The 3,066-nt window shown below is 47.7% G+C and carries 1 protein-coding gene; it reads left to right on the top strand.

Annotation, left to right across the window (positions count from 1 at the left end):
* Positions 1–877: 877 nt before the first annotated feature.
* On the top strand, positions 878–2,791 hold the full coding sequence (locus ACJROR_RS11255; RefSeq protein ID WP_406547134.1) for a methyl-accepting chemotaxis protein: 1,914 nt from the start codon (positions 878–880) through the stop codon (positions 2,789–2,791).
* The last annotated feature ends 275 nt before the right edge of the window (positions 2,792–3,066 follow it).

The following is a 3,066-nucleotide window of genomic DNA, read 5'->3' as shown; positions in this document are numbered from 1 at the left end:
ATTTAGACAAAAGTTATTACTGAAAATGTGACATATGTTAATTAAATTTGAGGTGATTTTTGGACAAAGCTTGTTTGACTAACACATTTTCGCCGGCACGCTCCTGTATAAAAGTATTAAAACAACACTCTTTAGCATAAAATCTTTACTGAACTGCACTCATTTTCCCACACGCAAAAAAAACACGATCCATCACTCAAAAACGGAAAAACTGAAAATCCGCCGCCGATTTTTTGCGATTTTGTCCAAGAAGATCACACTCCCGAAAGCTATTGCTTTCAAAAGCCTGCAGCATGAAACGCCAAGCCGCAAAAAAAGAAAGCAACCCAGACAGAATCTCTCTCCCGAGAGCTAAAAAGCCCGTTTCAACAACAGCAAAATCTTGCTAAATCTGGCAAAATCCTTAGCTGGCTGCTCAAAATAATGCCGGTATATCTCTCCCGAATCTGCCAGAGAACGCTAAACTGTCCTGCTGCCATAATCGCGACTTATTATGAACAGTAACAAACTCCGGAAATTTACCTGCTTTCTCATCCCCGTTTACAGAAAGTCATCTAAATCTTTTGAGTTTTGATCCATGAGTCAGAAATCTGGTTAATCCCCATAAAATAAGGGGCAGCTGCATATGACACCGGTCACGGAAAAATGTTTACAGAGGCTTTTCGCAGAAGCATATGCAATGATCAGTCACATGGCTCCATAGTCAGTTCCAAGGGCTGTTTAAATGGTAATTTTTGACATAGTTAGAATTTTTTTATTAATCCCGTCTTACCACTCCCCTTTGTGAAACAATTACCATTATTGCAACGCATCGGTACGGTAGAATGAGAACATTTTCATGTGTTTTGATTGAGATCTGCGGACGGGGAGGATTGCTGTGTTTGGGCTCAGATCTTTGAAATTCAAAATTTTCCTGGGAGTGGTAGTCCCGTTCATCGTGCTTCTGGTTACCATCTGCGTCTACCTTAACATAAAGGATCGCAAGGTTAACGAACAGAACTTTGAAATCGGCTCCGCCATGTTCTCCTCACTGGTCAATGACAGCGTCAACATCATTGATTCCTGGCTCCATGACCGCATGAGAGTGGTGGATACCTTGGCTCAGGAAAAGGTGGAGTTCCTCAAAAACAGAGACAACCTGATCATGATCGGCACGGCTCTTAACTTCGGCGGTGTCTACTACGGCACCGAAGCTGAAGGCGACATGTACTCCACCAAGAAAACGCTGGAGCAGTACCGGAAGTCCAATTACGATCCCCGGAAGAGACCCTGGTATCAGCTGGGATACAAGAAGAGCACCGTTAATATCAGCCAGCCCTACAAGGACTTTACCTTTAACGAGAACGTTATCGGCATGGCCCGCATGGCCGATGGCGGCGTGGTAGCAGCCGATGTTAAAATCGCCGAGCTTCTGGAATCTCTTTCCAAAATCTCCATCCCCAAGGACGGCTTTACCATTCTTTATACGGACAATCACAAGGTGATCATTTCCGACAAAAGCGAAGCTTTTATGGAGGATGTCAGCAAATACAATGCGGTGTTCACCGATGAAACCCTGAAAGCCAGCGAAAACTCCAAAGGAGAACTGACCAGCCTTTCCATCGACGGCATTCCCTACCTCATGATGGTTCGCAAGATCAATAATGCCCCTTGGTACTTCTGCTTTGTGGTTCCGGCAAGTCAGGTAGCCGTCAACTCCTCGAACTACCAGATAATTCTCCTGATTTCCCTGATAGTTCTGGCGCTTTCGGCTCTGGTGCTTCACAAGTACCTTTCCGTGCAGGTAATCCAGCCCATAAACTTCATCTCCGGCTTTCTGGCAAAGATGGCAGATGGCTCCGGAGATCTCTCCCGCCGCATCAAAGTACGCACCCGGGATGAGATCGGCAACCTGGAACAGGGCTTCAACACTTTCCTGGATGCCCAGTCCTCTCTTATTGATACCTTCAAGAACTCAGCCGCCACCCTAACTGACGCCTCTAAGAACGTGCTTCATCAGAGCATGGATCTTAAGGAAAAATCCCGGAACCAGATGGATCTCCTCCAGCACGGCAACGGGCTCATTGCTAAAGTTATGGAGCAAACCACCAGCGTGGCGTCAGAAATGCTGGATGCTTCTGAGAAGATCAGCCATACCACAGACAGGTGCGCCGGTCTTCAGGGACTAATTCATGATGTGGCGGGTTCCATCAATGACCTCAATGCCGAGCTCGAAAACACCAAGGAGGCTCTCAACAAGCTGCAGGAAAACACCGAAGCCATTGTCAGCCTCAATAACAGCATCAGCGAAATTTCCAGCAACACCAACCTTCTGGCTCTCAATGCGGCCATTGAAGCGGCCCGGGCCGGCGAACACGGCCGCGGCTTCGCCGTAGTGGCTGACGAGGTGCGCAACCTGTCCGGCAGCACTCAGAAGGCCACGGTGGATATTAAGAACACCATCGACAAGCTGCTTCTGGCCAACAATAATGCCATTAGTCTCATGGAGGACAGCATCAACACCTGTCTTACGGCGGTAAACAAGACCAATGAGGCTTCCGAGCACTTCACTCTCATTAATTCCTCCTTCAAGGAAATCAATGACCTTACCCAGAAGATTGTGCGGATATCCGAGAGTCAGAACCAGATTATCAGCGAGGTTTCCGGCAACATATGCGACGCCGGAACTTCTGCCGAGGCCATTATGGAAGACGCCAATCACTATGCCGACACTGCCAACAATCTGCAGTCGCAGTTTGATGAGCTTAACGGCACTCTGGGAGGCTACACCACGAGATCCTGCGACAGCTGAAATGACAGGCGATAACGGTGAATCATAGGAACGACAAAACCTGATCCTGTCTCAGGTTCCTAATAAAACGGGGCTTTGCCCCGTTTTTTGTAAACTCTCCGACCCTCTGTTCCCTCAGATCTTCCTTCCTGCCATACCCGTTTCCGCCTCTTTGTCCAGCCCCTTTATCCGCAACGGAATACACATGTTATTCACAGGTTGTGCAGAGGTTACAAACAACTTGTAACCAAACTTATACACAGCGTGCTCAAATCCCGAAAGCCACCTATGCCAGC

The sequence above is a fragment of the Succinimonas sp. genome, from assembly GCF_045225735.1.
In the GTDB taxonomy this organism is placed as follows: Bacteria; Pseudomonadota; Gammaproteobacteria; order Enterobacterales; family Succinivibrionaceae; genus Succinimonas.
The sequence above is the reverse complement of the archived record's forward strand: the minus strand, read 5'-3'. Positions and strand labels throughout refer to the sequence as shown.